Below are 26,376 nucleotides of genomic sequence, written 5' to 3'. Positions count from 1 at the left end.
ACCGCGACCTTCACGCAGATGGGCGGCGAAGGCACGCCGTGGATCGGCCAGGCGCCGTTCACCGAAGACAACCATATCTTCGCCAATCTGGGCGATGGCACCTATTTCCATTCCGGCCTTCTGGCGTTGCGCGCCAGCATCGCGGCCAAGGTGAACATCACCTACAAGATCCTGTTCAACGACGCGGTCGCCATGACTGGCGGTCAGCCGCATGACGGCCAGCTGACGCCGCAGCAGATTTCGCTGCAGGTCTATGGCGAGGGCGTGCGCCGCATCGCCCTGGTCAGCGACGAGCCGGACAAATATCCGGTCGGCACCGAATGGGCGCCGGGCACCACTTTCCACCATCGCGATGATCTGGATGCCGTGCAGAAGGAACTGCGCGAAATTCCGGGCTGTACCGTGCTGATCTACGACCAGACCTGCGCGGCCGAGAAGCGCCGCCGCCGCAAGCGCGGCACCTTCCCCGATCCGGATCGCCGCATCTTCATCAACGAAGCGGTCTGCGAGGGCTGCGGCGACTGCTCGGTGAAATCCAACTGCGTCTCGGTCGAGCCGCAGGAAACCGAACTGGGCCGCAAGCGCAAGATCAACCAGTCGTCCTGCAACAAGGACTTCTCCTGCGTGAACGGCTTCTGCCCCAGCTTCGTCTCGGTGCAGGGTGGCAAGGTGAAACGCGCCAAGGTGAAGGTGCAGCAGAATCCGACCGACAAGGCTGATGGCCTGTTCGCCGGCCTGAAGATGCCTGAAATCGCGCCACTGGATCAGCCCTACAATATCCTGATCACCGGCATCGGCGGCACCGGCGTCGTCACCATCGGGCAAATCCTTGGCATGGCGGCCCATATCCAGGGCTACGGCACCAGCGTGCTCGACTTCACCGGTCTGGCGCAGAAGAACGGCGCCGTGCTGAGCCATGTGCGTATTGCCATGAATCCCGACGACATCCACGCCGTGCGCGTGGCCGCCGGTGGCGCCAACCTGGTACTGGGCTGCGACATGGTCGTGGCGGCCGGCGACGCCGCGCTGGAAAAGATGCAGAAGGGCCATACGCGTGCGCTGATCAACACGCATCTGACGCCCACGGCTGCTTTCCAGCTCAATCCGAACCTGCAGCTGGACGATCAGCAGATGGCGCAGGCAATCCGCAATTCCGCCGGCGATAACCTGTCCGAATTCGTCGAAGCCACGCGCATTGCCACCGCGCTGATGGGCGATGCCATCGCCACCAACATGTTCATGCTGGGCTATGCCGTGCAGCGCGGCCTGATCCCGGTCTCGCTCGATGCCCTGCTCAAGGCCATCGAACTGAACGGCACCGCCATCGAGAGCAACAAGACGGCGCTGAACTGGGGCCGCCTGTACGCGCAGGATGCCAAGGCGGTGGAGGACATCGCCCGGCCTTCGGTCGCGACCTTCGAGCCGAAGGCCTTCGCCAAGACGGTGGACGAGCTGCTGGCCGACCGCGCACCGCGCCTGGTCGACTACCAGAACGCCGCTTACGCCGAACGCTACAAGTCTCTGGTGGAACGGGCGCGTACGGCTGAGCAAAAAGCCAAAGGCCTGACCGGCTTCGCCGAAGCGGTCGCGCGCTATGCCTACAAGCTGATGGCCTACAAGGACGAGTATGAGGTCGCGCGGCTCTATACCGATGGCGAATTCCTCAAGAAGCTGAACACCCAGTTCGAGGGCGATTTCACGCTCAGCTTCCATCTGGCGCCGCCGCTGCTCAATCCGCCCGATCCGGAAACCGGCATCGCGACCAAGAAGCAGTTCGGCCCGTGGATGTTCAAGGCCTTTAGGCTGCTGGCGAAGTTCAAGGGCCTGCGCGGCACCAAGCTCGATGTCTTCGGCTATACGCATGAGCGCCAGACCGAACGCCAGCTGATCGAGGATTACTTCACGCTGGTCGAAGAACTCTGCGCGAAGATGACGCCGGAGACGCATGCGCTGGCCGTGCAACTGGCGAAAATCCCGGAAGACATCCGCGGCTATGGCCATGTGAAGGTACGGCACCTGACGGCGGCGAAGGAGAAGGAAGCCAAACTGCTGGCCGAATTCCGCTCGCCCACGGCGCCGCTGGCAACCGCGGCGGAATAAAAATGGGACCCTCGAGTCAAGCCCGAGGGTGACCTCTTATTATTTTTGTCATGCCCGGGCTTGACCCGGGCATCCCATTTCCCTCACGGCATGCCGTTGCGTTACGACCAGATAGGTAATTGCAGGCTGGCGCGCGTCATGGCTTGATCGCGCCATGACGAACACGCCCGAGATCATCCGTTTACAGCGCAGCGAAGGCACCAGCTTCGCGCTGCAGGTCTATGCCGCTGCCGATCCGTTGGTGCCGGTGATCCTGATCCAGCCGGCGATGGGCGTGAAGGCCGGCTATTACACGCCGCTGGCCGCGGCGCTGCAGGAGGCCGGGTATAACGTCGCCGTCGCCGAGTTGCGTGGCCATGAGGAAAGCGGCGGACGCAAGCCGGGCCACGATTACGATTTCGGCTATCATGAATTGCTGACCGAGGACTGGCCGCAGTCCGTCGCCGCCGTGAAGGCGCACTTCCCCGGCGCGCCGTTGTACCTGTATGGCCATTCGCTCGGCGGCCAGATCAGCGCGATCTATGCTGCACACAACCCACAACAACTCGACGGACTGATCCTGACCGCGGTGAGTTCCGTGCACTGGAAACTCTGGCCGCTGCCCTTCTGGCCCTACAGCCAGGCCGCCGTGCTGGTGGCAAAACTGCTGGGTCATTTCCCCGGCGAGAAATTCAGATTCGCCGGCCGCGAGGCGCGCAGCGTGATCGCCGACTGGGGCCGGCAGGCGCGTACTGGACGCTTCTGGTTCGGCAAGCCCGAACGCACCGATCATGATGAGGTGCTGGCGACCATGACCATTCCGGTTCTGGCGATTTCACTGCAGGGCGATTTCTTCGCACCCAGGCATGCCATGGACGACATCGTGCGACGCTTCCCGAAAGCCGCGCTGACACGCCAGCATCTCGATCCCAAGGCGATGGGCATCGACGGCATCGACCATTTCCGCTGGGTGCGCAAGCCTCAGGTGGTGCTGCCCACCCTGCTCGACTGGCTGAACAATCGCTGAAGCCTTGCACAAGCAAAGCGGATCAGCCAGAACCGCGAGATGCTGACGCTCAAGCCGCTCTATACGCCGTATCTGGAAAGCCTCGCCACCCACCCGGCAACCGTACTGGCCGAGCATCCGAACCACACCGAGGTGGCCGAGCTTGCCACTGAGGTGGCGGCCGCCACGCTCGACCTCTATGCCCAGACCGGCGCCACCGAACCCTGGCTCAGCTATTTCGCACTCCGCGAAACTGACAATGCGCTGGTCGGCATCTGCAGCTTCAAGACGCCGCCGGTGCAGGGTCTGGTCGAGATCGCGTATTTCACCTTCCCCGGTTACGAAGGTCAGGGCGTGGCCAGCGTGATGGCGCGCGAGCTGCTGAAAATCGCCTTCGACGATTACGGTGTGAAGGCCGTGCTGGCGCATACCCTGCCGGAAGAAAACGCCTCGACGGCGATCCTGCAGAAGCGCGGCTTTACGCTGGTGGAAGCGGTGGAAGATCCAGACGATGGCACGATCTGGCGCTGGGCGTTGCTACGGCCGTAACCTCTGGGCTACCGCCCGCCGTAGCATTTTACCTTGGTGACTTCGCCTGAGTCGGTCTCGGTGCTTTTCTCACGGTAGATTTCCATCGTGCCGCGGTTTTTCAGTTCGCATTCACCCAGCGGGAACCAGCTCGATTTCAGCTGCACGCGAATGAACTCATTGGCGCCGAGCCGGTCCGGTGCGCAATAGCGGTTCACTTCGCGCGGCTTGGCGATCACGGTGGAATTGACCCGGCCCTCGCGGCGGATGCCGATCGGCCAATTATATTCGGTGAGATTGGCGATGGTGACGCAGGCCTGCGCGTCGTCGGTAACGGGCCGTTGCGGCTGTGCGACTGCCACACCGCACAGAAGGAGCGCGGCCAGACCTGCGATAATGCCGGTATGGCCGCCCTGCATGCTTACTCCGCCGCGGCGCTGTGGTCGGTATCCATGCCGAGCGCTTCCATGTAGACCTGCAGCAGGGTTTCCTGCTCGGCCAGATCGGCCTTGTCCATCTTGCGCAGGCGGATCACCTGGCGAAGAATCTTGATGTCGAAGCCATGCGCTTTCGCTTCGGCATAGACTTCCTTGATGTCATCGGCGAGCGCCTTCTTCTCTTCCTCCAGCCGCTCGATGCGGGCGACGAGCTGGTTGAGCTGCTCGGTCGAGAAGTTGCCGGAGTTGAGTTTCTTGGCCATGACTGCCTCTGCAAGGGAATGGGCTGGGTTGGCGCGGATTATAGCCGCCACGAAACTGCCGCCTACGCTCGCCCGTCACTTATCCACAGGAATGCAGCGCCTGTGGACAGATCGCAATAATCCTCAGTGTTTATGGCTTTTATGCGACTCGGCAAAGGCCTTCTGCTGCTCCGGCGAGGCTTCCTTCTGATATTTCGCCTGCCATTCGGCATAGGGCATGCCGTAGATCTCTTCGCGCGCCGCCATTTTATCGATAGCGATTCCTTTACCCGTGGCCGCCTCCTGATACCAGTTCGACAGGCAGTTACGGCAGAAGCCGGCCAGATTCATCAGGTCGATATTCTGCACATCGGTGCGCGTGCGCAGATGCTCGACCAGCCGGCGGAAGGCAGCGGCTTCGAGTTCGGTTTGCGTCTTGTCGTCGATCTTGTCGGCCATCGCAGCCTCCTGCAGGAATTACTCGGGGGGTACCTGAAAATTGACGGTCTCGGTGATCAGCCAGTCGACCACGGCGCGCAGTGCCGCAGGCTTGTCCACTCCTGATTCTAGGGCGGCGCGGTAGACTTGCAACTGCCGCTGGGCCGATGTGCCACGCGAAAGGATACCGCGCGCCCGCTCGATCTCAGGCAGACAGCCGAGTTGCACGGCTTCTTCCCGCACCAGTTCGATCAGTTCCTCGACCAGTGCGGCATAAGGCACAGCCTGCCCCTTGCCGAAATCGACCAGTTTACCCTCGACACCATAGCGCTGCGCCAGCCAGCGGTTCTCGTCGATCAGGGTATTGGCATAAATGCGCCAGCGCTGGTTCTTCAGCTTCAGCCGCAGCAGGGCGGCGAGCAGGCAGCGGAAAAACGCCGCCACAGTGATGCTGTCATCCACCCGCGTGCAGACATCGGTGATGCGGAGTTCCAGCGTGGGATAGCGCGCCGAGGGGCGGATGTCCCACCAGAGTTTGGTCGCGTCCTCGATGAGCCCGGCCTGCATCAGGCGGTTGACCAGCCGCTGGTATTCACCCCAGGTCTCCAGCCGTTCGGGCAGGCCGGTCCGCGGCAGGCTGTCGAATACCGACAGGCGATACGAGTGCAGCCCGCTCTCCTCGCCCTGCCAGAACGGCGACGAGGTGCTGAGCGCCAGCAGATGCGGCAGGAAATAGCTGACCTGGTTCATCAGGTCGATGCGCAGGTCTTCGTCCGCGATGCCGACATGCACATGCAGGCCGCAGATGATCAGCCGGCGCGCCACGCCGGCCAGATCCTTGGCCAGGCGATCATAACGTTCGCGGTCGGTATGCTTCTGCTCGCTCCATTTCGCAAAGGGATGCGTCGAGGCTGCAATTGGTGCCAGTCCATGCTTGCCCGCGACATCGGCGATGGCCGAGCGCAGGCGCACCAGATCGGCGCGCGCCTCACCCATATCGCGACAGACTTTCGTCACGATCTCGATCTGGCATTTCAGGAATTCGGGGTTGATCTGGCCGCCGGCCAGCCTGTCGCATTCCTCCAGCAACGCGGCCGGCGGATCGACCGCCAGCGCGCCGGTGGTGCGATCGACCAGCAGATGCTCTTCCTCGATGCCGATGGTGAAATCTTCGGCCACGCTTCCCCCTGAAATCTGGTTACGCCGCGCTCGTCGCTGGGGCCAGCAGGCCGGCTTCCACCAGCATGCGGCGGAAGCAGCGTTCCAGCCGTTCGACCCATTCATCCACACCGGCATCATGCGAGATCAGATCCTGCCGCACCTCGATCATCACATGATGCAAGCCATGATTCTGGCCATGCGCGAAGATCGAATAGCCCGAATGATCCTTGCCGCTATAGGGCAGGTTGTCGCCGACCACCAGGTCGCCCTCATCGCGCAACGCCTGCAGCAAGGGTTGAGCCAGCCGGCCATCGCGATCCCAGACCACGCCGATATGCCAGGGCCGCGCCTCGTCCTTGGCGCGCAGTTTCGGGGTGAAGCTGTGGATCGAGAGCAGCGCCGGCTGTGCGCTGCGCTCGCGCGCCGCTTCCAGCGTATCTGAAACCGCATCGTGATAAGGGCGGAAATAGCGCGCCAGCCGACGCTCGCGTTCCTCATCGCTTAAATCGCGGTTGCCCGGCACGATGGTACCGTCGCTCACTTCGCAGATCAGGGTGGGATCGTCGGGCCGGCGGTTGCAGTCGACGACCAGACGCGACACGCCCGACAGCACCGCCGGCGCATCCAGCCGGTGCGCCAGCTGCTCGGCGATGGCTGCCGTGCCGGGATCCCAGCCGATATGGCGCAACAATTCGTCATCCGGCAGACCAAGATTCCCCAGAGCCGGCGGCACGGCACGACTGGCATGGTCGCAAATCAGCACGGCAGGCGAGCGGCCCTGCGGATTCAACACACGAAAACTCGGGGGTTCGGACGCTTCCGTCATGGGCAGACAGGTTCAGCCGGTCTGACCGCGCAGAAATCGGGGTGGCGGGTTTGCATAACCAAGGCAGGCTGCACTAAGGTTGCGGCGACAATTTGTCCAATCATAGCCGAAACGAAGCCGTGCTGCACCATATCGCCATAGTCGGCAGCGGTCCCTCGGGGCTGTTTTGTGCCGACGCCCTGCTCCGCCAGCGTCCTGACCTGAAAATCGACGTCTTCGACCGCCTGCCCACGCCCTATGGGCTGGTGCGATTCGGCGTGGCGCCGGACCATCAGGGCACCAAGGCGGTCACGCGGCAGTTCGACCGGCTGTTCGCCGGCGGCAATATCCGCTTCCTCGGTCATGTGCAGGTCGGCCGCGACCTGTTGCTGGCCGACCTGCATGCCCATTACGATGCAGTTGTGCTCGCCGTCGGCGCTCATGGCGACCGGCCGCTGGGCGTGCCCGGCGAAGACCTGCCCGGCTGCTATGGCTCGATGGCCTTTGTCGGCTGGTATAACGGCCATCCTGACTTCCGCGACCTCGCGCCGCTGCTCGACCGGCCGGCCGTGGCGGTGATCGGCATGGGCAATGTGTCGGTCGATATCCTGCGCGTGCTGGGCAAGAGCAGGACCGAAATGGCCAGCAGCGACCTCACCGCCCATGCGGCCGAGGTGATTAATGCCGCGCCGCTGACCGACCTCTATGCCCTGGGTCGGCGCGGCCCAGTGGAGGCCAGCTTCACGAGCGCCGAACTGGCCGAGATCGGCCGCCTCGAGCGCGTACGCCCGGTGGTGAACAAGGCCGATCTGCCGGAAAGCCTTCCACTCGGTATCGCCCCCGCCGAACTGAAGGTGAAGGAAAAGAACCTTCAGCTGCTGCATGAATTCGCCGAACGTACCGACGACAAGCCGATCCGGCTGCATTTCATGTTCCACCAGAGATCCGAGGCGGTGCTGGGCAAGGATCGCGTCGAGGGCCTGAAACTTGTCGGCCGCGAGACACCGCTTGAAATCGGCACGCTGATCCGCGCCATTGGTTACTACACGGCAGCGGACGGCGATCTGCCGCAGAGCGATGCGCGCGGTGTGATCGCCAATACCGACGGCCGTATCGAACATGGCCTTTACGTCGTGGGCTGGGCCAAGCGGGGCCCGTCGGGGACCATTCCCACCAATCGGGCGGATTCCAAAGCCGTTGCCGACCTGCTGCTGGCTGATTACGCCAATGACACCGCGCCGCCGAAAGAAGGCTCTGCCGCGCTGGATGCCTGGCTGCTCAGCCGTGGCGTCAATGTCATGGACTGGACCTGCTGGAAGCGCATCGAGGCGGCCGAGATCGCCGCCGCCCTGCCCGGCAGTCCGCGCGCCAAACTTGCCGCTTGGGAAGAGTTACGAAAGCATCGCCAGCCATGAAACTCTACAACAACGACGGATCGCCCTTTGCCGCGCGCGTTCGCATGCTGCTGCGCGCGAAAGGCGCTGCGCCCATCGAAATGCTGAAGCCTGGCGCCGATTACAAGACATTCGCGCCGATCGGCAAGATTCCGGCTCTGCTGCTGGATGACGGCACGCTGCTGCCGGAATCGGAAGTGATCTGCGGCTATCTCGACGCCACCCTGCCCGGTGCGTCGCTCTATCTCGACGCACCCGAGGCACGCGCCCGCGTCACCCTGATGGTGCGGCTGTCTGATCTCTATCTCGCGCCGCCGCTGCATGATTTCTTCGTGCTCCTGTTCACAGATCCCGGCAACCGCGCGGCGATAGAAGCACTCGCGCCGGCTTTCGCCCGCGGACTCAAATTCCTCGACATCTACGTGGCCAGGGACGGCTGTGCGGCAGAAACACGCTTCAGCCAGGCCGACTGCACGCTCAGCCCCATGCTGTTCTATGTCGATGAAGTTCTGCCGGGCCTGATCGGTCAGAATCTGTTGGAAAAGCGTCCGGCGTTGAATGCTTACTGGCAGCGCATCAAGGCGCATCCGGTGGCCGCGCCGGTGCTGGAGGAAGTGCGCGCCAGCTGGGGCCGCTATCAGCAGAAGCTGCAGGCGACGCAGTGAGCGACCCAGTGGCCGGCCAGCCGACCTTACCGGTCTGGCCGGTGCTGGCCGCCACAACGGGAACCCTGTCTATCGCCGCGCTGTCGGCACTTGCACTGTCGGCCGTCGCACCCAGCGCCGCCGTCGATCTGGGCGCCGGCGCCGGGCTGGCCGGCTACCAGGTCAGCCTCGTCTATACCGGCGCGGTGGCCACCTCACTGATCGGCGGCGGTTTCGTGCGCCGCCTCGGTGCCGGACGCGCGAGCCAGATGGCCCTGTGGCTGGTGGCTCTCGGCTGCCTGTTGTCGGCGCTGGGCAGCCTGCAGATGCTGATGCTGGGCGCCGTGGTGATCGGGCTGGGCTACGGTTGCACCAATCCGGCCGCTTCGCATCTGTTGTCGCGCACGCGTGGCACCGCGCATATGAACCTCATTTTCTCGATCAAGCAGTGCGGCGTGCCGATCGGCGGCATTCTCGCCGGTTTGCTGATCCCGCCGATTACGCTTGCCATCAACTGGCGCGCCGGTCTGGCATTCTGCGCCCTCCTCGCATTCGGACTGAGCATCGTGCTGCAGCAGGCACGGCGCGCCTGGGATGCCGACCGACAACCCGACGCCCCCATGTTCCTGTCGCCGTTGGCCGGTCTACGCGTCGTCTGGGGATATCCGATCCTGCGCTGGCTGGCGCTTTGTTCATTTGCCTATTCCGCCGTCCAGCTCAGCCTGACCGGTCTGCTCGTCACTTATCTGGTCAATGAAATCGGCATGCATCTTGTTCTCGCCGGCACACTGCTGGCACTGGCGCAGACCGCGGGGGCGGCTGGTCGGCTGGCCTGGGGCTGGCTGGCGGACCGAATGCGATCCGGATCGAAAGTGCTGATCATCAACGGCGCAGTCGCCATCATCGCGGCAATCATCACTGCATTTATCCAGGCCGACTGGCCGCTCAGCCTGGTCGGGGCAGTGGTGGTCGGGTTCGGCTTCAGCGCCATCGGCTGGAATGGCGTTTTCATCGCTGTGATTGCCCGTCAGGCGCCGACAGCGAACATCGGACTGGCAACTGGCGCCACGCTCAGCATCACTTTTGCCGGCGTGGTCGTCGGCCCCTCCTGCTTTGCCTTCATGCATGACCGGCTTGGGCTGAGCTATGCCGATGGTTACCTGCTGATGGCCTTCGCGACCCTGGTAGGTGTCGTGTGCATGATGCTCGCGCGGCGCGGCATTCCTCTACGCTGAAGATCAAAGATCTCCGACACGGAAATTGAGTTCCAGCACCTTGGGATAGCCTTCCGCATTGGGCGGCATCTTCAGCGGCTGGGCCAGGCGCATCGCGCGCAGGAAAGTTTCCACCGCCGTGCGGAAGGCCATTGCCTCGGGCCGCGGATCGGTGGCGATACGATCCCAGTTCTCCACCATGCGCCCCATATCCCAGGGCTCATCCTTGCCGAATGGCGGCGCCAGCATACCGTCGGCCAACACGCGATAACGGCCGAATATGCGAATATCGGCAAAGCGCGGTGAATCGAAGTCGATCACCCAGGCGCTGACGATCTGGCTGAGGAAGAAATCGCTTTCCGACTGCGTCATGGTCGGGCCGGTTTCGCCGGCAGCGGCACCCGACGCACCGCGCTGGCGATTGCCGGTGGTCTGTTGCGATGGGGCACGCGGACGGTCGGCCGGCGGCGCAGTGGCGGTCGCCGGTCCGCTGCGATCACGCATCGGTGCAGGTTGCGGCCGTTCGCTGGCTTGCGGGCGGGCACGCTGGCCGGCACTGGGCGGTGCGCGCGACGGGTCCTGCGTCACCGGCGCCTGTTGCAGTTGCGGCACCGAGGGCAGCGGCACGTCTTTCAGTTCTTCTATCACCCGCGGCTGCGAAGATGACGACGGAGCGGCCTCCGGTGCTGGCGGAGCGGGCCGCGGCGGCACTACCGGTTTCGGCGCCGGGGGCATCACGAACTCGGCCAGAACCGACGGCGGCTCGGGCTGAATCCGCCAGGTCCAGGGTTCGATCGTCAACAGGATGGCCACCAGTCCATGCAGCAGCAGCGACAGCAACATCGCCGCCAAAAGGCGATGATTGTCCCCGTCGCGTGCGCGATATTCCAAAAAGGAAGCCATACCAATCATTTAGCGCTGACGTAGCGGCAGGCCAAGGCTTTTGCCCGCGCAAATCGCCTCGGCTATAACCGATTGTCCGACAAACTATAAGGCCAAGCGGAGAGAAACGTGTCCGAACCAGTCGCCGTCACTTATGCCGTCCGGGATGGCATCGCCGTCCTCACCATCGAAAACCCACCCGTGAATGCACTGGGTCAGGCGGTGCGCGCCGGGATCATCGCCGGCCTCGACAAGGCCGATACCGACGCGGGCGTGCAGGCCGCAGTGATCATCGGCGGTGGACGCACTTTCATTGCCGGAGCCGATATCAAGGAATTCGGCAAGCCGCCGACGCAGCCCTATCTGCCCGATGTGCTGAAGCGTATCGAGGCCATGACCAAGCCGGTGGTAGCTGCGCTGCACGGTACGGCGCTCGGCGGCGGTTTCGAAGTGGCGCTGACCTGTCACTGGCGCGTCGGCGTAGAAAGCGGCCAGGTCGGCCTGCCGGAAGTGAAACTCGGCCTGCTGCCCGGGTCGGGCGGCACGCAGCGCCTGCCGCGCGTCGTCGGGCCGAAAGTTGCGCTCGACATGATCGTGTCGGGCAATCCGATCCCGAACAAAAAGGCCGCCGAACTTGGCGCCATCGACGAGATCGTGAACGGTGACCTGCTGGACGGCGCGCTGGCCTTCGCGAAGAAAGTCGTGGCCGAGAAACGCCCGCTGCGGCTGGTGCGCGATATGAACGACAAGGTCAGCAACGTCGATCCTGCAATCTTCGCCGACTACCGCAAGAGTATTGAGAAGAAAGCCAAGGGCTTCCTCGGACCCTGGCGCTGCATCGACGCGGTAGAGATCGCCACGAAGCTGCCCATCGATGAGGGTTTGCTGAAGGAGCGCGAATTCTTCTTCGAGTGCATGGCGAGCCCGCAGCGTGCGGCCCAGATCCATGCCTTTTTCTCCGAACGCGAGGCGACCAAGATCCCCGGCCTGCCTGAGGATGTGCAGCCCAAGCCGATCAAATCCGCGGCCGTGCTGGGCGCCGGCACGATGGGCGGCGGCATTGCGATGAACTTCGCCAATGCCGGCATCCCCGTAAAGCTGCTGGACGTGTCGCAGGAAGCGCTGTCGCGCGGCCTCGGCGTGATAGAAAAGAATTATGCCACCTCGGTTGCCCGCGGCAGCATGAAGCAGGAGGCGATGGATCGGGCGATGAAGCTGATCTCCGCCACCCAGCGCTTTGAGGATATCGGTGATGCCGATATCGTGGTGGAAGCCGTGTTTGAAGAAATGGGCGTCAAGAAGGACGTGTTCGGCAAGCTGGACAAGGTGATGAAGCCCGGCGCCGTGCTGGCCACCAATACGTCCACTCTGGATATCGACGAAATCGCGTCGTCCACCAAGCGGCCGCAGGACGTGATCGGCACGCATTTCTTCAGCCCGGCGAATGTGATGAAGCTGCTGGAAAACGTACGTGGCTCGAAATCCTCGCCCGAGACCATCGCCACAGTGATGGGGCTGGGCAAGCAGCTGAAGAAAGTGTCGGTACTGGCCGGCAACTGCGACGGCTTCATCGGCAATCGCATGCTGCATGGCTATCTCCGGGAGGCGAATTTCCTCCTCGAAGAAGGCTGCATGCCAGAGCAGGTCGATCGCGCGCTGGAGGAATTCGGCCTGGCGATGGGCCCGTTCCGCATGGGCGATCTCGCCGGCCTGGATGTCGGCTGGCGCATCCGCAAGGGCAAGGCGCATCTGCGCCCGAAGGATGAGCGCTATTCCAAAGTCGCCGACCGGCTCTGCGAACTTGGCCGTTTCGGCCAGAAGACTGGCGCTGGCTTCTACAAATACGAGGGCCGCGACGCCCGCCCCGATCCGGTGGTGAAAGAGATCATCCTGGAGGAATCGAAGGCGCAAGGCATTGAACGGCGGGAGATTTCCGACGAGGAAATCGTGCAGCGCTGCATGTATCCGCTGGTCAACGAGGGCGCCAAAATCCTGGAAGAAGGCATCGCCATCCGCTCCAGCGATATCGACATTGTTTACCTTTTCGGCTATGGCTTCCCGGTCTATCGCGGCGGGCCGATGTTCTGGGCTGAACAGATCGGTCTCGACAAGGTGCTCGCCACGATCCGCGGTTTCCACAAGATCCACGGCAAATTCTGGGAACCGGCCAAGCTGCTGGTCCAGCGTGCCGAGGCCGGCAAGGGATGGAAGGGCTGAACAGGCTCCCCATCCGGAGTCAGAGGTAGCTCAAGAGTCCGATGTCTGAACCTGCCGTTACATATCCGGGCGCCAATGATCCAATTGGCGCCCGGCGTACGTTTGCCATCATCGCGCATCCCGACGCCGGCAAGACCACGCTGACCGAAAAGCTGCTGCTGTTCGGCGGTGCGATCCATCTGGCCGGCGCGGTGAAAGCCCGTGGCGAAAGCCGTCGCGCCCGCTCCGACTTCATGAAGATCGAGCAGCAGCGCGGCATCTCGGTGTCGACCTCGGTGATGAATTTCGAGTTCAAGGGCTGGACCTTCAACCTGCTCGACACGCCGGGCCACGAGGATTTCAGCGAAGACACCTATCGCACCCTCACTGCTGTCGACAGCGCGGTCATGGTGCTTGATGCCGCCAAGGGTATCGAAACCCAGACCCGCAAGCTGTTCGAGGTCTGCCGCCTGCGCGACGTGCCGATCACCACTTTCGTCAACAAGATCGACCGCGAGAGCCAGGATCCCTTCGCCCTGCTGGATGAAGTGGCCTCGACATTGGCGCTCGAATGCGTGCCGGCCAACTGGCCGATCGGCATGGGTTACGAGTTCAAGGGCTGCTACGACCTGATCGGCAAGCGCCTGCTGCTGGTCGGCAAGGAAAACAAGAATCTCGAGCCGGAAGTGATCATCCTGGACAAAGGCCTGGACGATCCGCGCGCCGCCGAGATGATACCGGCAGCGCAGCTCGCCAAGCTGCAGGAGGACATCGCGCTGATCGAAGGCGCCTGCCCGCCCTTCGACCTGGAAGCCTATCGAGAAGGCCATATGACGCCGGTCTACTTCGGCTCGGCGCTGAAGAATTTCGGCGTCGACGAACTGCTGAAGGGCCTGGGCGAGTTCGCACCGCCGCCGCGACCGCAGCCGACCGACAAACGCGTGGTGCAGCCGACCGACAAGGGCGTCACCGGTTTCGTGTTCAAGGTCCAGGCCAATATGGACAAGAACCACCGCGACCGTGTCGCCTTCCTGCGGCTCTGCTCGGGCCACTTCAAGCGCGGCATGAAGCTGAAACAGATCAGCACCGGCAAGCCGATCACGGTGAGCAATCCGACGCTGTTCTTCGCGCAGGACCGCTCGCTGGCCGACGAGGCCTGGCCAGGCGACATCATCGGCATTCCCAATCACGGCGTGCTGCGCGTCGGTGATACGCTGACCGAAAACGAAGACCTGCGCTTCACCGGCATTCCCAACTTCGCGCCGGAAATCCTGCGTCGCGTGCGCCTGTCCGATCCGATGAAGGCCAAGCATCTGCAGCGCGCGCTGGAAGATCTGGCCGAGGAAGGCGTCACGCAGGTGTTCCGCCCGCGGATCGGCGCCGACTGGATCGTCGGTCTGGTCGGCCCGCTTCAGCTTGACGTTCTCGCGGCACGATTGAGCGAGGAATACAGCCTGCAGGTCGGCTTCGAGACCGCGCCCTATGAGACCGCCCGCTGGGTCGATGCCGAGAATTCCAAGAATCTGGACGAATTCGTCGAACAGAACCGCGGGACAATCGCAGATGACCGCGAAGGCAATCCGGTCTTCATGGCGCGCAATGCATGGGAACTCTCCTATATCGAGAAGAAATGGGATAAGGTCCGTTTCCATGCGACGCGGGAACGCCATTAACCATATCGACCGTCGCCGCCTGCTGCTGACGCTGGCGGTAGGCAGCATGCTGCCTGCTAACATGCTGCTGACCTCCGGGGCCTGGGCGCAGGAAAAGAAGGAAAAAAAGAAGAGCGAGACACCGGTGGAAAAACCGCCGGTCAATACGCCGCTTCTCGTGATCGACGCCGTCACCGCGCCGATTTCCGGTCCACCGGGCTCGAAGGTGATCATGACGCTGACCGTGGATTGCGGCGACGTTGAGACTGCGCGCAAGGTCGATGACCTGATGCCGCGCGTCTACAATGCAGTGATCCTGGAGCTGAACCGCGAAGCGCTGGGGCGCGATGGCCGCATTTTCGACAACGACATCGAAGGACTGAAGCGCCGTCTGGTCTACCAGATCAACCGCGCGCTGAAGGGTCCGCAAGTGGTTGGCGTCTATATCCGCTCGATGCAGGAAGTGCCGTTGCGCGCGCCCAGCAGCGGACGTTCCTGAAAACTAGTCGTCGCGCGAGAACAGGATCGACTTCGCCTGGATGTCGTCGATGCTGCTCAGCAGATCGTCGATTTTGGCTTCCAGCATGTCGGCTGCCTGCCGCGCCATGCTGAGTTCCTCTTCCACCGCCTGCAGCATCGCCTGCCGCGCCGCGCCGATGATGGCACCGTTCGGCTGCGCCGGAAAGCTGACGCATTTCGCCACGAAGCGCCGCACGGCCGAAGCCGATGGCAGGGTGCCGAGCACCAGCTTGGCCGGCAACGCCACCACCATCCAGCCCGGATCGGCATGCATCACGGCGAAATCGCCATGGTTGAAACCGGGCCGCGGCGACACATCCGGGGCGGAGCCGGGCAGATGGACGTCAGTCGCCTGCCAGCCGAAAGCGAGGAATTCCTGTTCTGCGGCCACCCGCATCTCCTGCAGGGTCTGCTGGTCGGGCTGCTCGGTATCGCTCACGCGTCGCTCCTTGCGATCAGGGCTGCCGCATTGGCGCGCAGGTTGGCCGGCGACAGGGTGCCGACCACGATACTGCAAGTGCCAGGCAATGTCGCGGCTGCCTTAAGTGCCGCCGCGGGATCGGCGGCATGGCCGCTGGCCAGCGCCTTTTTGATCAGCACGCCCCTGCCCTGCGCAGCGGCCCGGGCGATCAGCGGGGCTTCTTCCATGTAACCCGGGTTCCAGGTCGCCATCAGCAGATCGACATGCGGCAGCAGCCGGTCACCGCCGGCCACCGTCTTGCCCGAGAAGCCGGTGGCACGGATCAGGCCCTGCTGCTTCAGTTTGTCGAGTTCCTCGGCGGCCGGCAGGAAACGGTCGCCGGCCTCGTCGATTCCGTCGGAGTGCAGCAGCACGGCATCGAGATACTCAGTTCGCAGCAGGCGCAGGCTGGTCTCGACCGAGGCACGGATCGCGGCCGGCGAGAAATCGAAGCGCGAGGCGCCGTTGTCGAAAGTCTCACCAGCCTTGGTGACGATCACCCAGTCTTCGCGACGGCCGGGTCGCAATTGTCCGAGCCGCTGTTCGCTCAGGCCATAGGCCGGTGCAGTATCGAGCAGGTTGATGCCGAGTTCACGGGCGGTCTCCAGCAAAGTCACCACCGCCTTGTCGTCCGGCAGGTCGAACGCTTGCGGATATTTCACGCCTTCGTTGCGGCCGAGTTTCACCGTGCCGAGCCCGAGCAGGCTCACCCGGATGCCGGTTTTGCCGAGCGGCCTCATTTCCATGAGACAGTCTCCCATGGCGCCGGCGCGATGGCAGGTGCGGCCCAGTCCGGCCAATCCGCTTGTGTGGCGCCTGACGGCGGCGGCAGATCGGCCAGCACCAGATCGGCCAGTTGCGGCGCCAGCGCCAGCTTGGTCGGCCAGGCCAGCGTGATGCGGCCTTTCCGCTGCAGCACCGGGCCATCGGGCTTGTGGCCGTCGGCCGTCGCGCCTTCGGCACGGTCGACGCGGAAGCCGGCAAAGCGGCTGCGGCTGAAATCCAGCTTCGGCAGCAGCGCCGCGAATTCTTTGCGCGCCGCAGCGATCAGTTCGGCCTCGCTCTGCTGCACGCCATTCTCGGCCAGCAGACCGCCGACATTCCACACCAGCGTACCATCCTGTTTCCGATGCGTGGTGATGGTGACGCGCGGCTTGTCGCTGGTATCGAAGCAATGCGCCCAGAGCGGCACCGGCGCTTGTTCGATCAGCAGCTGATGCAGCGGCCGGCGCTGCGCAGCTCGTGCCGGAAGACCAAGCTGCGGCAGCAGAGCCTCATTGCCGGCACCTGCCGTGGAAATCAGCTGGCCGGCCGTGACGCTGCGACCGGCGACATCGAGGACAACATGATTGCCGCGATCCGCCACCTGCGCCCGGCCCGCCTTGATGCAGCCAGCATGCAGCTGCGCCAGCGTCGCCACCAGCGACGAGGTATCCAGCACGCATTCATCCAGTGCGTAGACCGCGCCGACATTTTCGGGGTCGCGCAAAGCCTCTGGCCAGTTCGCCTGTTCCAGCGCATCGACACGGCCGCGCACCAGCTTGCTGCCGAAGAAACCGGCGACGCGGCTGGCCAGCGTGCGCCGCGCCCAGAACAGATGATGCTCCGCCGCCAGCTTCGCGCCGCGCAGGTCGATCTCGCCGGACCCATTCAGGCAGGCGCGCCAGCGCGCGGGCATGTCGGCCAGCATTGCGCTATCCTGTCCCAGCTTGAGGTCGATGGCGTATTTCAGACCGCCATGGATGATGCCCTGCGAGGCCAGCGTCTGGCCGGCGCCCAGCGCTTCGCTCTCGATCAGCAGCGCGGAATAGCCGGCGCGTTTCAGCCGCGCCAGCAGCCAGAGGCCGGCAATGCCGCCGCCGAGAATCGCGACGTCGACATCCGGCTTTGCAGTCATCGGCTCAGCTTTGCAGCTTCTTGATGGTCGCCGTGGTGCTCTGCCCGACAATATGGCGCGACACCTTCACTTCGCCGCCATAGGCCCGCACGATATCGGCACCCACCACCTGATCGACCGTATAATCGCCGCCCTTGACCAGAAGATCGGGCTTGAGCAGTTCAAGCAAAGGCTCCGGCGTATCGTCGGCGAAGATCACGACGAGATCGACCAAACCGAGCGCGGCCAGCAACTGTGCGCGATGGCGCTCGTCCTGCACCGGGCGCGTCGGCCCCTTCAGCTTCCGCACGGACGCATCGGCATTGATCGCCACCACCAGCCGGTCGCATTGCGCCCGCACCTCCGACAGCAGCGCGAGGTGGCCGGGATGCAGCAGGTCGAAAACACCGTTGGTGAAACCGATGCGCTCGCCGCGGCTGCGCCACAGCGCGACGCGTTCGACGGCCTGTGGCGCCGTCGCCACCTTGGCCTCGATGCCATGCGGATCTGGCATATGCAGCGCCAGGCGCAATTCCTCGGGATGCACCACGGCAGTACCGATCTTGCCCACAACAATGCCGGCCGCGGCATTGGCGAGCCGTGCGGCCTGCGGCAGCGGACGACCGACGGCCAGCGCCGCGGCAATCGTCGCCACCACGGTATCGCCGGCGCCGGACACATCGAACACTTCGCGCGCCTCGGCCTTGAGATGAAGAGGCGTGCCTTCTCTGCCCTGAACAAGAGTCATGCCGGCAGAGCCACGCGTGACCAGCACATTGGCGATGCCGGCATCAGTCACCAGCTTGCGCGCTGCAGTCACGGCGCTGTCGTCATCGGCGCAGCTTTCGCCGGTGGCCAGCGCGGCCTCGGCGCGGTTCGGCGTTACCAGGGTGGCACCCTTGTAACGGCGATAGTCGCTGCCCTTGGGATCGACAATGATGGGCTTGCCGGCCTTGGCGGCGGCTTTCACCAGTTTGGACAGCACGCGGTCGCCAACAGCGCCCTTGGCGTAATCCGACAGCACCAGCACGGCATTGTCGATGAGCGCGTCCAGCGCTGCCTTGATCAGGGCGTCGACGGCGTCATCGGACGGCTGTGCCGGACTTTCACGGTCGACGCGCAGCAGCTGCTGGCGGCTGCCGATGAAGCGGGTTTTCTCGATGGTATGCCAGGTCTCGTCCACCACGAGATGCGCCTCGATGCCGGGCTCCAGCGCCAGCACCTCGTTCAACTGGTCGGCGGCCACGTCGTCGCCNNCCGCCATAAACGAAGCGGTCGAGCATCACATCGCCCACCACCAGCACGCGAGCGGCGGTGAAATCGGCGGAATCTGCGGCGACATCGGACATGGCTTTTCGATACACCGGCAAGGGGTTAAATGCCAGCCTTTAAAGGGATTTTCAGGTCTGCAGCAGGCGCCGGCCGCCCCCTTCCAGCACCAGGGCGGTCAGCCGGCCGGTGGTATAGGCGCCGGTATCGACACCGATGCGGTTCGGCCGCCATTCCACCTCATGCACGATGGTATGGCCGTGCACCACGATCAGGCCGTGGTCGGTTTCTGAGTCGAGGAAGACGTCTCGGATCCAGATCATCTGCTCGCGGCTCTGCCGGTCCAGCGGCAGGCCGGGCTTGATCCCGGCATGGACGAACAGGTAGTCGCCATACTGCACCTGCTCCGGCAGGCTGCCGAGGAACTGCTTGTGATGCCGGGGCAGCGCGCCCAAAAGAGCCCTCTGCGTGAGCAGCAGTTCGTCGAAAGACGCCGGCACCTTCACCTTGTAGCTGTTGAGCGTGGCGTCGCCGCCGTTGCTGAGCCACAGCGAGGCACCGTAGGGCGCATCGAGGAACTGCAGCAGCATGTCTTCATGATTGCCGAGCAGCGCCACTATCTCCACGCCGGCGAAGCGCGAGCGGGTCAGCCGCTCGATCACGCCATGCGAGTCCGGACCGCGATCGACATAATCGCCGAGATAGACAATGACAGTCTTTGCCGGGGCAGTGGGGAGATCGGCTTCGATCTTGTCATGCAGCCGATCCAGCAGATCGGCGCGGCCATGGATATCGCCGATGGCGTAGACGCGGAGTCCGGGCGGCAGCCGGGCCTCCTCAATCAACATGATTTATTGAGGCGAGCGTTTGGCGAGGATGCGCTGCAGGGTGCGGCGATGCATCTTCAGCCGGCGCGCCGTCTCCGACACGTTGCGGTCGCAGAGTTCGAAGACGCGCTGGATATGCTCCCAGCGCACGCGTTCGGCCGACATCGGCTCGTCCGGCGGGGCCGGATGCGCGGCATTGCCGACGCGCAGCGCACGATCCACATCGTCGGCATCGGCCGGCTTGGGCAGATAGTCGGCCGCACCCGCCTTCACGGCGGCAACGGCGGTCGCAATGTTTCCGTAGCCGGTCAGCATCACCACGCGGGCATCCTGGCGCACCTGGCGGATGGCAGTGACGACATCCAGCCCATTGCCGTCGGTCAGCTTGAGGTCGACCACGGCATAGGCCGGCGGCTTGGCNNGCGCGCGCCAGACGCAGCCGCAACGGTTCATCGTCATCTACGATCAGCAGGGACATATCGGTCATGCAGGCAATGTACCGTAGCGGAGCGGCAGTGCAACCCCTGCGGCCTTAGGGCAGACCCTAGCGACCCAACTGGCGCGGCCAGTTCACCTCCACCTGGGTGCCACCGCCCGACGGCCGGTTGGCAAAGGCGACGGAGGCCCCGCTGCGGCGCAGCAGGTTCATGGCGATGAATACGCCCAGGCCCATGCCGCCACTATCGGGCCGGCTGGTCACGTAGGGCTCGCCCAAGGCGGACAGGATGTCGACATTCAAACCGGGGCCATCGTCGAGAATGCGCAGGCGGATTAACCGGTCGTCCCAGTCGACCTCGACATCGACGCTGCCGCGGGCAAATTCCATCGCATTCTGCATCAGGTTGCCCAGACCGTGCAGAATCTCCGGTCGCCGTGGCAACAGCGGCGGCGTACCAGTGCCGATCAGCCGCACGGCAAAGGCGATATCGTCACGCCGCCAGGGCTGCGCCACCATTTCCATCATGTTGGCGATACCCAGATCGGCGAAGGCTTCGGGGTCGGAGGTGGCCGATGGCCGGCGCGACAGGCGGGCAAGGATTTCGCGGCAGCGCTCCACCTGACTCTGAAGCAGCGCGATATCCTCGGACAATGCATGCTCCGCCGGCAGGTCGCGGCCGATTTCCTTCACCACCACCGCAATGGTGCCAAGCGGCGAACCCAGTTCATGCGCCGCCGCCGCCGCCAGGCCACCCAGCGCCGAGACCTGCTGCTCACGGGCCAGCGCCATCTGCGTGGCCGCCAGCGCGTCCGACATGCGGCGGGCTTCTTCCGCCACCTGCCAGGCATAGGCGGCGATGAACAAGGTACCAAGCACCAGCGCGATCAGGTTGCCCCATTGCAACAGCTCCGGCTGCAATGCGTCGACCGGATTGCTCCAGGGCAGCGGGAAATGATGGATGGTCAGCACCACTGTCAGCACGAAGGCCAGCAGGCCCAGCATGACGGTGGAACGCAGGCTGAGAATAGTGGCCGAGACCGTGACCGGCACCAGAATCAGCACTGTAAATGGATTGTCGATGCCGCCGGTAAGAAACAGCAGGATACAGAGCTGTACCAGATCGAAGGCGAGATAGAACGCTGCGCCCGGCTCGCTCAGCCGCTTTGCCGTCGGATAGACCACGAACAGCACGATATTGAGCAGCGCCGAAATACCGACGACGCCCAGTGCCGGCAACAGCGGCAACCTGAAATTCAGGCCGAAATGAACGAACAGGATCGCCAGCAGCTGGCCGATGATCGCGATCCAGCGCAGCAGCACCAGGGTCTGCAGGCGCACGCGGCCGGCCGGCTCGTCGGCCGCACTTAAATGCGGGCCGAGGCGGTCACGCAAGCTTTCGAGCAACGCGGCCATCACCGCATATCTTCGTGCCAGTTGCGGCCGTCGCGCTCGATCAGGCCGATGGCCGCCGAGGGCCCCCAGCTGCCGGCGTTGTAAGGCTTCGGTGCGTCATCCTGCGCAGTCCAGGCCGCCAGGATCGGCTCTGCCCAGCGCCAGGCGGCTTCCACCTCGTCGCTGCGCATGAACAGCATCGGATTGCCGCGCACCACATCCATCAGCAGGCGTTCATAGGCATCGGGCTGCCGGCCGCGGAAGGCTTCGGCGAAACTCAGGTTGAGCGGCGCGGTGCGCAGCCGCATGCCGCCTGGTCCCGGTACCTTTGTCATCATATGCAGCGCGATGCCTTCGTCAGGCTGCAGCCGGATCACCAGCCGGTTCGGCACCACGTCCCGTGCTGCCGCCGGGAAGATCAGATGCGGGACCGGCCGGAACTGCACCACGATTTCGGAATGCCGCATCGGCAGGCGTTTACCGGTACGCAGATAGAATGGCACGCCGGCCCAGCGCCAGGTTTCCACTTCGGCCTTCACTACCACGAAGGTTTCCGTGTTGCTGGCATGGCCGAGTTCGTCGAGATAGGAGGCTGCAGCCGCACCATCGACACTGCCGCGGCCGTATTGGCCACGCACGGTCTTTTCGCCGATTTCGCGCTCCGAGATCGGCCGCAGCGCTTCCAGCACTTTCAGCTTTTCGTCGCGCACTGCATCGGCGGCAAATTCGTTCGGCGGCTCCATTGCCACCAGGCAGAGCAGCTGCAGCAGGTGGTTCTGGATCATGTCGCGCAATGCACCGGCATGGTCGTAATAATCGGCACGCCCCTCGACGCCGATCTTTTCGGCCACCGTCACCTGCACATGATCGATCACGCCGCGATGCCAGATCGGTTCGAACAGCGCATTGGCGAAACGCAGCGCCATCAGGTTCTGCACCGTTTCCTTGCCGAGATAATGGTCGATGCGGAAGACGCGGTTCTCGGGGAAAGCAGCAGCCACCGCCTCATTGATGGCGCGGGCCGAGGCCAGATCCTGGCCGATCGGCTTTTCCAGCACCACGCGGGCTTCCGCGCTGTTGAGGCCGGCCCGGGCCAGCTGGGTGCAGATCGGACCGAAAAAGCGCGGCGCCATGGCAAGATAAAAGACAACGATACGCTCGTCGCCGCCATCCAGCGCCGTCTTCAGGCCCAGATAGTCGTCGCTCTTCTGGGCGTCCAGCGTGAGATAGCGGAAGCGCTGCAGAAAGCGTTCGGCGCGTGCGGCGTCAAACTCGTCGGCAGCGACATGCTCCTTCAGGGCGGCGGCGGCCATCTCGCGATAGTCGGCGTCGCTCATGTCGCCGCGGGCCACTGCGAACAGCCGCGCATCGTCGTTCAGCTGGCCGGCCACGTCGCGGTGATACAGCGCCGGTACCAGCTTGCGCAGCGACAGGTCGCCGGTGGCGCCGAAAATGACCAGATCGAAGGAGAAACTGCCGCTGGGATTTGTCATGCCGATACCGTGACAAACTCGGTGCGGGTAATCAATCGCCCTGGCCGTCTATGAAATGCGGCTCGGGCTTTTCATGCAGCGCTTCGTAATGCACCAAAGCCGGTCGCAGGCCGAGCGGCTGCGGCCGGCCATGCGTGAAAGCCACCTCGCCGCGGTCGCAATCCATGCTGCGCACATAGCCGTTGATATAGAGCCGGCGATCGGCCGCCGTGACATTGACGCCCGAGCCATGCACCAGATAGGGCGACCACAGGGCCAGGTCGCCGGGCGCCAGTTCCAGATCGAGTGCCGCTGCCGGGTCGAGGCCGACAGCCCGCAATGTATCGTCCTGCATGGTCTGGTCGAGGATCGGGCCATCGGCGCCGAGGCCGAGATCGCCCATCAGGTGGCTGCCCGGGATCACCCTCATGGCGCCGCTCGCGCGCGTATGCGCATCGATGGCGAGACCGGTCTGCACATAGGAATTTGCAAGGTCGCGGAAGGCGTGCGCCGGGCGGCGGAAGCGGCTGTCCTGGTGATAGGCGAATTCCACTTTCGCCGCGCCTGGCGGCTTCCAGTGCATCTGGTTGATGATTTGTTTGAGATTGTCACCGATCAGCGGCCTCAACACGGCGGCGAAACGCAGGTCGAGGCGTACGTGATCGAGCAGCGCGTCGCGCCACGACGGCCACTGCACCATGCGCAGGATGCGGCCCAGATGCGGATCGTCGCCCAGCCGGAACAGCAGATTGCCATGCCGGAAGCTGCGGCCCAGTGCGAGGCCGGCAGTCTGCATACGGTCGAAGCCTTGGGCGATCTCCGCCACCTCGGCGGGCGAAAACAGGCCCCGGATCACGGCGTAGCCATCGCGGGCATAGGTCTGGCGAAGGGTATCGGGGTCCGGCAGAGCGGCGGACCAGTCATGGCCAAGCTGCCCTTGAGGGTTATTTGTCGCAGAATTCAGCGCAGGCACTTGTGGATAACTCCGAGTCGGCCCCGCTGAGCTAAGGGCTTAGCTGCAGCATGTCCATAGATTCTTGTGGATAATGGACAGAGTCCGATTGACCAAATCTCAATTTTGGCGCTTTTACTCCATCTAGCGGCCAACGCCAATCATGGGGGCTAAATATGGTATGGACGGACGAAAAGGTTAAACTCCTGGTGCAATACTGGGAATCCGGCCAGTCGATCACGCAGATCGGCAAGCAGCTGGGCATGACCCGCAACGCTGTGGTCGGCAAAGCTCACCGCATCGGCCTGGCCAAGCGAGCCTCGCCCATCATGCGCAGCGAGAAGCCCGCACAGCCGCGTCCGGCTGCCACTCATGGCGGCAGTTCCAGCGGTGGGGGCGGACATACGGCTGCAGCACCCGCCCCCGTTCGAGCCCCCGTGCAGGTGCGCGAAGACGCAGCCACCCCTGTGAGCCACAGTCAGGCTTCGCAGGCTCAACTGACTGCGGCCATGCTGGCCGCGCTGACGCCTTCGGTCGGTCCGCGCTGCAAATGGCCGATCGGCGATCCGAAAAGCGCCGAATTCGATTTCTGCACGCATGTCGCGCTGCCGGGCAAACCCTACTGCGCCTCGCATTGCGCCGCGGCCTACACCAATTGGAACCCGGAGAGCGCCGTCGAGGCGGTCAAGGCGATCAACGCCGCCTGATCCCTCGTGGACCGGTTTCCATAAAAAAGCCCGGCTGGGAAACCCGCCGGGCTTTTTCCTTTTAAGGTGAAGCTGCGCTTACGACGCGGCCTTCATCTGCATCTCTTCCATGCAGTTGACCATCCAGGGCGTGCCGAAACGGTCGGTGACGGTGCCGAAGGCTTTGGCCCAGAAGGTCTGTGCCAGCGGCATAGTGACCGTGCCGCCCTGAGACAGTGCCGCGAAAATGCGGCGTGCTTCCGCTTCGCTGGTCAGATTCAGTGTCACCGAGATGCCCTGCATTTTTTCCTGCGGCATGTTCGGCGGGGAGTCGGACGCCATCAGCGACACGCCGCCCACCTCCATGCAGGCATGCATGATCAGGTTTTCGGCGCCGGTCATGTCGGGCGCACAACCGCCCTCCGGCGGCGACTGGCCTTCCGGCATCGGCGGCGCATCGCTGTATTTCATCATGGCGACGATTTTGCCGCCAAGATGCTTCTCGTAATAGCGGAAGGCCTCTTCGCAATTGCCGCCGAACATCAGATAGGGATTGATCTGCATGTTACGTTCCTCCTCTGGGGGTGATCTTTCAAATTTACGACCGGCGAACGACAGGTATCGTCAGGAGAGCGCCCGCAGGTCGGTACGCAGCTCGTCCAGGCCGGTTGCGGTGACCAGGCGATCCAGCACGGCATGGGTCGCGGTCCAGATCGGCATCGCCTTCACCATCAGATCGCGGCCGGCGCGGGTGAGCCGCAGGAATTTGCTGCGGCGATCATCGGGATCGGTTTCGATTTTCAGCAGCCCGCGGCGTTCCAGCGGCTTGAGATTGGCGGTCAGTGTCGTGCGGTCCATCGCCAGCAGATTGGCGACCTGACGCATCGGCGCCGGCTCGGGCCGGTTCAGCGACATCAACAGCGAAAACTGCCCGTTGGTCAGATCGAGCGGCCGCAAAGCCTCGTCAAAGCGCCGCGCCACCGCCCGCGCCGCGCGCTGCACATGCAGGCACAGGCAGGTATCGCGCACCATGACGGTGATTTCATACGGCAGCGGGTTGGCAGCGGTGTCGAGGCGGGGCTTTGACATGCCGCCATTATGTTGATATCAACCTTTATGTCAAGAGCGACCAGAGGAGACGGCCATGAATGACATGACCAAACTCGCGGCGCCGGCCCTGCCCCCGGTGGTGTCGCGCGCGCAGTGGCTGGAAGCGCGCCGCGCCCTTCTGCTGAAGGAAAAAGAACTGACCCGCGCCCGCGATGCGCTGAATGCCGAGCGCCGCCGCCTGCCCGTCGTTGCCATCGACAAGGATTACAGCTTCGAGACATCGCAAGGCCGCAAAAGCCTGCTCGACCTGTTCGAGGGCCGCAGCCAGCTGGTGGTCTATCACTTCATGTTCGACCCTGACGATCCGCCGCCGGGCCAGACGCATCCCTACAGCGAAGGCTGCCCCGGCTGCTCGCATATCGCCGACAACATCCCGCATCTGTCGCATATCCATGCGCGCGATGCGGCCTTCACCATGATCTCGCGGGCGCCGCTGAACAAGATCGAGCCATTCAAGCGGCGCATGGGCTGGACCATGCCCTGGGCGTCTTCGTTCGGCAGCGACTTCAACTACGATTTCGGTGTCACGGTGGACCCGACACGCGCCCCGCCGCAATACAACTACGCCGATGCCGAAGCACTCAAAGCCAGGGGCCAGCTGGAGCATGTGAAGGGTGAACTGCCCGGCCTCAGCGTGTTCCTGCGGGACGGTCAGCGCATTTATCACAGCTATTCCACTTTCGGCCGCGGCCTGGA

At 63.9% G+C, this 26,376-nt stretch carries 27 protein-coding genes and 1 pseudogene (1 of these 28 running past the window's edge); 11 read left to right on the top strand and 17 right to left on the bottom strand.

All coding sequences use genetic code 11. From position 1 onward, the window contains the following. The 3 genes from CTR53_RS09000 to CTR53_RS08990 form a co-directional block, all read left to right on the top strand. The coding region annotated (locus tag CTR53_RS09000; protein WP_290811630.1) for an indolepyruvate ferredoxin oxidoreductase family protein crosses the window boundary (this coding region is incomplete at its 5' end): on the top strand, positions 1 to 2,100 show 2,100 of its 2,391 nt. Its footprint begins 291 nt before the window's first position. Between the two features lie 154 nt (positions 2,101 to 2,254). Further along, complete coding sequence (locus tag CTR53_RS08995) at positions 2,255 to 3,106, top strand: alpha/beta fold hydrolase (RefSeq protein ID WP_290811627.1); 852 nt, start codon at positions 2,255 to 2,257, stop codon at positions 3,104 to 3,106. Positions 3,107 to 3,145: 39 nt separating this feature from the next. Continuing rightward, the gene (locus CTR53_RS08990; protein WP_290811624.1) at positions 3,146 to 3,634 is read left to right on the top strand and encodes a GNAT family N-acetyltransferase; all 489 of its coding nucleotides are present in this window, start codon (positions 3,146 to 3,148) and stop codon (positions 3,632 to 3,634) included. 8 nt (positions 3,635 to 3,642) lie between these two features. Here CTR53_RS08990 and CTR53_RS08985 read toward each other — a convergent pair whose 3' ends face one another. The 5 genes from CTR53_RS08985 to CTR53_RS08965 all read right to left on the bottom strand — a co-directional run bounded on the left by CTR53_RS08985 (position 3,643) and on the right by CTR53_RS08965 (position 6,717). Beyond that, positions 3,643 to 4,032: a hypothetical protein gene (locus CTR53_RS08985; RefSeq protein ID WP_290811621.1), complete on the bottom strand. Its 390-nt coding sequence runs from the start codon at positions 4,030 to 4,032 to the stop codon at positions 3,643 to 3,645. A gap of 2 nt (positions 4,033 to 4,034) precedes the next feature. Next, the gene (locus tag CTR53_RS08980; RefSeq protein WP_290811618.1) at positions 4,035 to 4,313 is read right to left on the bottom strand and encodes a DUF2312 domain-containing protein; all 279 of its coding nucleotides are present in this window, start codon (positions 4,311 to 4,313) and stop codon (positions 4,035 to 4,037) included. 123 nt (positions 4,314 to 4,436) lie between these two features. Next, positions 4,437 to 4,751 (bottom strand): DUF1244 domain-containing protein, encoded by a 315-nt coding sequence (locus tag CTR53_RS08975; RefSeq protein ID WP_290811615.1) that lies wholly within the window; start codon positions 4,749 to 4,751, stop codon positions 4,437 to 4,439. 18 nt (positions 4,752 to 4,769) lie between these two features. Further along, positions 4,770 to 5,909, bottom strand: a complete 1,140-nt coding sequence (locus tag CTR53_RS08970) for a carboxylate-amine ligase (protein ID WP_290811613.1) — start codon at positions 5,907 to 5,909, stop codon at positions 4,770 to 4,772. 19 nt (positions 5,910 to 5,928) lie between these two features. Continuing rightward, the gene (locus tag CTR53_RS08965; RefSeq protein WP_290811610.1) at positions 5,929 to 6,717 is read right to left on the bottom strand and encodes an N-formylglutamate amidohydrolase; all 789 of its coding nucleotides are present in this window, start codon (positions 6,715 to 6,717) and stop codon (positions 5,929 to 5,931) included. A 92-nt stretch (positions 6,718 to 6,809) separates the two neighbouring features. Here CTR53_RS08965 and CTR53_RS08960 point away from each other — a divergent pair, with 92 nt between their 5' ends. Genes CTR53_RS08960 through CTR53_RS08950 form a run of 3 tightly spaced genes read left to right on the top strand, consistent with a single transcriptional unit; the run spans position 6,810 to position 9,969 of the window. Beyond that, positions 6,810 to 8,111, top strand: coding sequence for an NAD(P)-binding protein (locus CTR53_RS08960; RefSeq protein ID WP_290811607.1), 1,302 nt, complete (start codon positions 6,810 to 6,812; stop codon positions 8,109 to 8,111). After that, the gene (locus tag CTR53_RS08955) at positions 8,108 to 8,755 is read left to right on the top strand and encodes a glutathione S-transferase family protein (protein WP_290811604.1); all 648 of its coding nucleotides are present in this window, start codon (positions 8,108 to 8,110) and stop codon (positions 8,753 to 8,755) included. The genes CTR53_RS08960 and CTR53_RS08955 overlap by 4 nt, the downstream gene beginning before the upstream one ends. Further along, positions 8,752 to 9,969 carry an MFS transporter gene (locus tag CTR53_RS08950; protein ID WP_290811601.1) on the top strand — a complete coding sequence of 406 codons (1,218 nt, stop codon included), beginning with the start codon at positions 8,752 to 8,754 and terminating at the stop codon, positions 9,967 to 9,969. Before CTR53_RS08955 ends, CTR53_RS08950 begins: the two co-directional genes overlap by 4 nt. A 3-nt stretch (positions 9,970 to 9,972) precedes the next feature. On the opposite strand, the gene CTR53_RS08945 is transcribed toward CTR53_RS08950, so the two are convergent. Further along, positions 9,973 to 10,851, bottom strand: a complete 879-nt coding sequence (locus tag CTR53_RS08945; RefSeq protein ID WP_290811598.1) for a hypothetical protein — start codon at positions 10,849 to 10,851, stop codon at positions 9,973 to 9,975. A 108-nt stretch (positions 10,852 to 10,959) separates the two neighbouring features. Here CTR53_RS08945 and CTR53_RS08940 point away from each other — a divergent pair, with 108 nt between their 5' ends. Genes CTR53_RS08940 through CTR53_RS08930 form a run of 3 tightly spaced genes read left to right on the top strand, consistent with a single transcriptional unit; the run spans position 10,960 to position 15,177 of the window. Next, positions 10,960 to 13,047 (top strand): 3-hydroxyacyl-CoA dehydrogenase NAD-binding domain-containing protein, encoded by a 2,088-nt coding sequence (locus CTR53_RS08940; RefSeq protein ID WP_290811595.1) that lies wholly within the window; start codon positions 10,960 to 10,962, stop codon positions 13,045 to 13,047. 41 nt (positions 13,048 to 13,088) lie between these two features. Continuing rightward, entirely contained in the window at positions 13,089 to 14,699 is a 1,611-nt protein-coding gene (locus tag CTR53_RS08935; protein WP_290811592.1) for a peptide chain release factor 3, read from the top strand. Next, a complete protein-coding gene (locus CTR53_RS08930) occupies positions 14,677 to 15,177 on the top strand; it encodes a hypothetical protein (protein WP_290811589.1) in 501 nt (166 codons plus the stop codon). Before CTR53_RS08935 ends, CTR53_RS08930 begins: the two co-directional genes overlap by 23 nt. Before the next feature lie 3 nt (positions 15,178 to 15,180). Here the strand turns inward: CTR53_RS08930 and CTR53_RS08925 are convergent, their stop codons facing one another. From CTR53_RS08925 to CTR53_RS08885, 9 genes and pseudogenes are all read right to left on the bottom strand, one after another. Beyond that, positions 15,181 to 15,636: a hypothetical protein gene (locus CTR53_RS08925; RefSeq protein WP_290811586.1), complete on the bottom strand. Its 456-nt coding sequence runs from the start codon at positions 15,634 to 15,636 to the stop codon at positions 15,181 to 15,183. Next, on the bottom strand, positions 15,633 to 16,403 hold the full coding sequence (locus CTR53_RS08920) for an aldo/keto reductase (RefSeq protein WP_290811583.1): 771 nt from the start codon (positions 16,401 to 16,403) through the stop codon (positions 15,633 to 15,635). Before CTR53_RS08920 ends, CTR53_RS08925 begins: the two co-directional genes overlap by 4 nt. Beyond that, positions 16,394 to 17,554, bottom strand: coding sequence for an FAD-binding oxidoreductase (locus CTR53_RS08915; RefSeq protein WP_290811578.1), 1,161 nt, complete (start codon positions 17,552 to 17,554; stop codon positions 16,394 to 16,396). The genes CTR53_RS08920 and CTR53_RS08915 overlap by 10 nt, the downstream gene beginning before the upstream one ends. A 4-nt stretch (positions 17,555 to 17,558) precedes the next feature. Continuing rightward, positions 17,559 to 18,882 (bottom strand): annotated as a pseudogene (gene rfaE2, locus CTR53_RS08910) (D-glycero-beta-D-manno-heptose 1-phosphate adenylyltransferase). A 51-nt stretch (positions 18,883 to 18,933) separates the two neighbouring features. Continuing rightward, a complete protein-coding gene (locus CTR53_RS08905; RefSeq protein WP_290811576.1) occupies positions 18,934 to 19,650 on the bottom strand; it encodes a metallophosphoesterase family protein in 717 nt (238 codons plus the stop codon). A 3-nt stretch (positions 19,651 to 19,653) separates the two neighbouring features. Then, positions 19,654 to 20,088, bottom strand: coding sequence for a response regulator (locus CTR53_RS08900; RefSeq protein WP_367158949.1), 435 nt, complete (start codon positions 20,086 to 20,088; stop codon positions 19,654 to 19,656). An 85-nt stretch (positions 20,089 to 20,173) separates the two neighbouring features. Then, on the bottom strand, positions 20,174 to 21,481 hold the full coding sequence (locus CTR53_RS08895) for an ActS/PrrB/RegB family redox-sensitive histidine kinase (RefSeq protein ID WP_290811572.1): 1,308 nt from the start codon (positions 21,479 to 21,481) through the stop codon (positions 20,174 to 20,176). Beyond that, positions 21,481 to 22,953 carry a glucose-6-phosphate dehydrogenase gene (zwf, locus tag CTR53_RS08890; RefSeq protein WP_290811569.1) on the bottom strand — a complete coding sequence of 491 codons (1,473 nt, stop codon included), beginning with the start codon at positions 22,951 to 22,953 and terminating at the stop codon, positions 21,481 to 21,483. Before zwf ends, CTR53_RS08895 begins: the two co-directional genes overlap by 1 nt. 31 nt (positions 22,954 to 22,984) lie before the next feature. Then, positions 22,985 to 23,905: a phytanoyl-CoA dioxygenase family protein gene (locus CTR53_RS08885; RefSeq protein WP_290811566.1), complete on the bottom strand. Its 921-nt coding sequence runs from the start codon at positions 23,903 to 23,905 to the stop codon at positions 22,985 to 22,987. A gap of 155 nt (positions 23,906 to 24,060) precedes the next feature. Between CTR53_RS08885 and CTR53_RS08880 the strand changes: the two genes are divergently transcribed. After that, on the top strand, positions 24,061 to 24,591 hold the full coding sequence (locus tag CTR53_RS08880; RefSeq protein ID WP_290811563.1) for a GcrA family cell cycle regulator: 531 nt from the start codon (positions 24,061 to 24,063) through the stop codon (positions 24,589 to 24,591). A gap of 78 nt (positions 24,592 to 24,669) precedes the next feature. Here the strand turns inward: CTR53_RS08880 and CTR53_RS08875 are convergent, their stop codons facing one another. Next, entirely contained in the window at positions 24,670 to 25,134 is a 465-nt protein-coding gene (locus CTR53_RS08875; protein WP_290811560.1) for a VOC family protein, read from the bottom strand. 60 nt (positions 25,135 to 25,194) lie between these two features. Further along, positions 25,195 to 25,659: a MarR family transcriptional regulator gene (locus CTR53_RS08870; RefSeq protein WP_290811557.1), complete on the bottom strand. Its 465-nt coding sequence runs from the start codon at positions 25,657 to 25,659 to the stop codon at positions 25,195 to 25,197. Between the two features lie 55 nt (positions 25,660 to 25,714). Between CTR53_RS08870 and CTR53_RS08865 the strand changes: the two genes are divergently transcribed. Then, positions 25,715 to 26,376: DUF899 domain-containing protein (locus CTR53_RS08865; protein ID WP_290811554.1), on the top strand; the 662-nt coding region annotated here is incomplete at its 3' end.

Origin of the sequence: Ferrovibrio sp. (assembly GCF_002796975.1) — a bacterium.
Classification (GTDB): Bacteria; Pseudomonadota; Alphaproteobacteria; order Ferrovibrionales; family Ferrovibrionaceae; genus Ferrovibrio.
Note: the sequence above shows the minus strand (reverse complement) of the source record. Positions and strands in the feature narration are given on the sequence as shown.